Consider the following 3,625-nt stretch of genomic DNA (forward strand, 5'->3'; position numbering starts at 1 on the left):
CCGCACGGCCGGGCTGCTGGCCGCGCTCGTGGTCGCCGGCGCGCTGAGTGCCGCCTCCTGGTTCCACCGGGCACGCGGCGGGGCGTTGGCCCCGGTCATCGGTGAGGACAACCGCCTGTCGACCTCCCGCGCGGTGGCCGTGTCCTGGGTGCTGTTCGTGGCGTACGCGGTGCTGGTCCTGGCCGGCCGCCTCGCCGCCGCCTCCGACCACGCCGAACGCGACGCCCTCATCTCCGGCCTCGAACTCGCCCGCGGCGCCGGTGTGGTGACCGTCCTCGCTGTGGTCTGCGCGATCGCCGTGCTGGTACGACGCGTGGTCGGCCTGCGCGTCCTCGGCCAGCGCCTCCAGAAGATCCCCGCCGACCGCCCGCGCGCGGCCGACCTCCTCACCGACGACGCCGGCCGCGGCACCTTCGCCGACATCCAGTACGTCGCGATCAGCGCCGTCGCTCTCGTCTTCGCGGCCGTACGACTGGCCCGCCGCCCCGACCAACTGCCTGACCTGCCTTGGGGGTTGGCGGTGGTCGTCCTCATCTCGGCCGCGACATACCTGGCCGGCAAGTACGCGGAGGGCGGCCGTCCGGTCATCCTCTCGGTGGTGCGGTCCCGTGAGGCGGGTGACCTCGACGCCCCCATCCGCACCGGCGACGACATCGAGATCCGTGGCGCCGGCTTCGTGCCTCCCGGTGCCCAGGGAGCAGACCGCCTCTCCCGCATGGTCGTCCGCATCGGCCCGGTCAACGTCCATGTCCCGCTGGTCCCGGTCACCGGCGGCTTTGCCAACCCGACGGACACCCTGTTGACCGTCCCGGTCCCCGTGGACGTCGAGCCCGGGCGCGTGGAAGTACAGGTCGTGACCGCGGCGGGTGTGGAGACGAACGCCTGCTTCGTCGATGTGACGGACTGACCCGCCCCATGAGCGACGACGTCCTGTCGGTCATCCCGACCGACCCTCACTGGCAGCCCGGGCGAGAGGCCGGCGAGCGCGCGGCGGCCCTGGTGACCCGGCTGTCCTCGGACCACCAGGCCCCTGCGGACGGCCTGGACGCCGACGCCGATCCGGAGATCGACGTCGACTGGTACGCCGCCCCGACCGTCGTGGACTGCGGCGGCAACCTGGAACGCATCGGCTGTCCGCACTGCGGCGCCTCGATCGACCGGGAGTGGTACGCCGACCAGGTCGAGCAACACCCGGACGGCTTCCCGACGCTCGCCGTGACCGTCCCCTGCTGCGCCGCCGCCACCTCTCTGGACGCCCTCGACTACGACTGGCCGTGCGGCTTCGCCCGCTTCGAGATCGCCGTCTGGAACCCGGGGCGCCTCATCTGGTTCGGCGACGACGAGTTGTCGGCCGTCGCCGAAGCCCTCGGGCATCCCGTGCGGCAGATCCGGGCCCACATCTGAATCTCCACAGAACATGGCCGACCGCCGCCCGAACTCGGCCGAAGTCCGAAAAACTGTCCGAAGCATGGTTGAGCGGGTCCCCCTTTTCGTACGTATGGTCTGTTGAGGGGTCAACGGCGGGCGAGAGGCGGCTAAGGGCGATGACTCACGGCACTCGAATGGATACGCAAACCCCCTACCTCGACGGCGACCGGAGTTGGCGGGACACCGCCACCCGATACGCCCTGCTCCCACTGCGCGTCTTCCTGGGCGTCACCTTCATCTACGCGGGTCTGGACAAACTCACCGACAGCGCCTTCATGAAGTCCTCCGGCGCCGGGTCGGTCGGCGAGACGATGCGCGCGGTCCGCGACTCGTCCGCCATCCCGGCCCTCGTCGATCTGTCCCTGAAGAACCCCGTCGGCTTCGGCTACGCCATCGCCTTCGGTGAACTCGCCGTCGGCATCGGTACCTTGATCGGCCTGCTGGCCCGCATCGCCGCACTCGGCGGCGCGCTGATCTCCCTCAGCCTGTGGCTGACCATCAGCTGGCAGTCCGACCCGTACTACTACGGCAACGACCTCGCCTACCTGATGGCCTGGCTGCCCCTCGTCCTCGCGGGTGCCTCCGTGTTCTCCCTGGACGCGGCACTACGAGCGAGGCGAAGGCAGCGGGCGGGTGGCTACCGGTAGTCAGCCGGATATCTCAGGACCCGGGTCGGCCGTGCTCGTACGGCCGGCCCTGCGTCGTCTGCGGACCGCCCCGTTGATGCCCGCCACCACACCGGCCAGCACCAGGCCGACCACGACCAGGGGGATCACCGCGAACCACTCGGTCACCCACAGCCCGCCCGCGTCCCCGGCGTAGGCCACGCCCGCGGCGACGAGGAAGAGACCGACGACCAGCTTTCCCGGCTGGAACTCATGACGCAGCACGGCTGACCTCCGCCTGTCCGACGTCGACCCGGAGGTCCAGGTCCAGCGTGCCGGTGCTCTTCACACCCGTCGCCGGGGTCAGGGTGACCTGCTGGTGCTTGCCCGGTTCCACGTCCACGTCCTTCTTGTCGTCACCGGGCAACTGGATGTCCCCGACGCCCACGTCCACACTCAGCTTCACCGTCACGTCCGGCGGCACGATCACCTTCAACTGCCCGATGCCCACCTCGGCGTCCGTCGTCACCGTCTGCCCCTTGGTCAGCCGCAGCCGGGTCAGGTCGAGCGTGCCCACGCCGTTCCCCAGGTCGTACTTCGGCTGTACTTCGGCCACCGCCGTGGGCTGCCAGGTGAGGCGCTCCCAGTGGGTGGTGAGGTCCTTGGGCAGGGCTGCCGAGGCGGCGAGCAGGCCTGCCGTGACGATCGCGAGGAACACCGAGCCCGCCCCCGTACGCCCCGCGAACGCGCTGACCGCGATCCCCAGTCCGAAGACGACGAGCGCGCAGGCCAGGCCCGTCTGCAGGCTGGTGCCGAGCGCCTGGTCGTCCCATTTCGCGGCGGTGCCGAGGGCGCCCGCGAGCAGGGCCAGTAGGAAGACCCAGCCGCCGATCCAGCGCGGGCCGCGCGGCTTCGGGGTCGCCTGGCGCGGGGCCCGCAGATCCTCGCGCCAGTGCGGGTACGAGGGGCCGAGGCTGATGTGGATCGCGTCCGTGATGTCACGGTCGCGGGAGTCCCCGGGGCCCCAGAGATACCCGGTGCCACCGACGTGGGTGCCGTCCTTGACGATCGGGTCGCGCCACCAGGAGGGATAGGAGGCGGGCACCGGCGGTGCCTGGGCCTCCGGCGGGGCGTCCGCGACGGCCTGTGCGGCCAGCGGGTCGGGGTCGGGGGCGCCGCGCTGCTGCGACCAGTACCCCGCGCCGGCCAGCAGGAGGGAGAGGACGACGGCGAAGGTGAGCACGCTGGCGTTGCTCAGCATCGACAGGAACACACCGCAGCCGACCAGCGCGAACAGCACGGCCGCCAGGGCCTGGCCGTCGACGCGGCCGGTGAAGAGCTTGCGGACCTCGTTCTCCTCCTCGTCGTCGTAAGGGACGAAGAGCCAGGCGAAGCCGTAGAAGATGAGGCCGATGCCGCCCGTCGCCGAGAGCACCGCGAGCGTGATCCGGAAGATCACCGGGTCCATGTCGCACTGCCGCCCGAGCCCCGCGCACACCCCCGCGAGCACCTTGAACCGCCGGTCCCGCCGGAACCGGTGCGCAGGCGCGGCCGTGACGGTGTCGCCGGGCGCGGCACCCGGCGAAGCGCCA

The 3,625-nt window shown here is 71.4% G+C and carries 5 protein-coding genes; 3 read left to right on the forward strand and 2 right to left on the reverse strand.

Going from position 1 to position 3,625, the window contains the following annotated elements; genetic code table 11:
- The 3 genes from R6V09_RS48675 to R6V09_RS48685 all read left to right on the forward strand — a co-directional run.
- On the forward strand, positions 1 to 907 hold a 907-nt coding region (locus R6V09_RS48675), incomplete at its 5' end, for a hypothetical protein (RefSeq protein WP_317887859.1).
- An 8-nt stretch (positions 908 to 915) separates the two neighbouring features.
- On the forward strand, positions 916 to 1,404 hold the full coding sequence (locus R6V09_RS48680) for a hypothetical protein (protein WP_317887860.1): 489 nt from the start codon (positions 916 to 918) through the stop codon (positions 1,402 to 1,404).
- Between the two features lie 140 nt (positions 1,405 to 1,544).
- Positions 1,545 to 2,075 (forward strand): DoxX family protein, encoded by a 531-nt coding sequence (locus R6V09_RS48685; RefSeq protein WP_317887861.1) that lies wholly within the window; start codon positions 1,545 to 1,547, stop codon positions 2,073 to 2,075.
- Here the strand turns inward: R6V09_RS48685 and R6V09_RS48690 are convergent, their stop codons facing one another.
- Positions 2,076 to 2,318 carry a hypothetical protein gene (locus R6V09_RS48690; RefSeq protein ID WP_317887862.1) on the reverse strand — a complete coding sequence of 81 codons (243 nt, stop codon included), beginning with the start codon at positions 2,316 to 2,318 and terminating at the stop codon, positions 2,076 to 2,078.
- Positions 2,305 to 3,625 (reverse strand): PspC domain-containing protein (locus tag R6V09_RS48695; protein WP_317887863.1); only part of this gene is annotated, 1,321 nt, incomplete at its 5' end. The genes R6V09_RS48690 and R6V09_RS48695, both read right to left, overlap by 14 nt.

This window comes from Streptomyces sp. W16 (assembly GCF_033194735.1).
GTDB lineage: Bacteria > Actinomycetota > Actinomycetes > Streptomycetales > Streptomycetaceae > Streptomyces.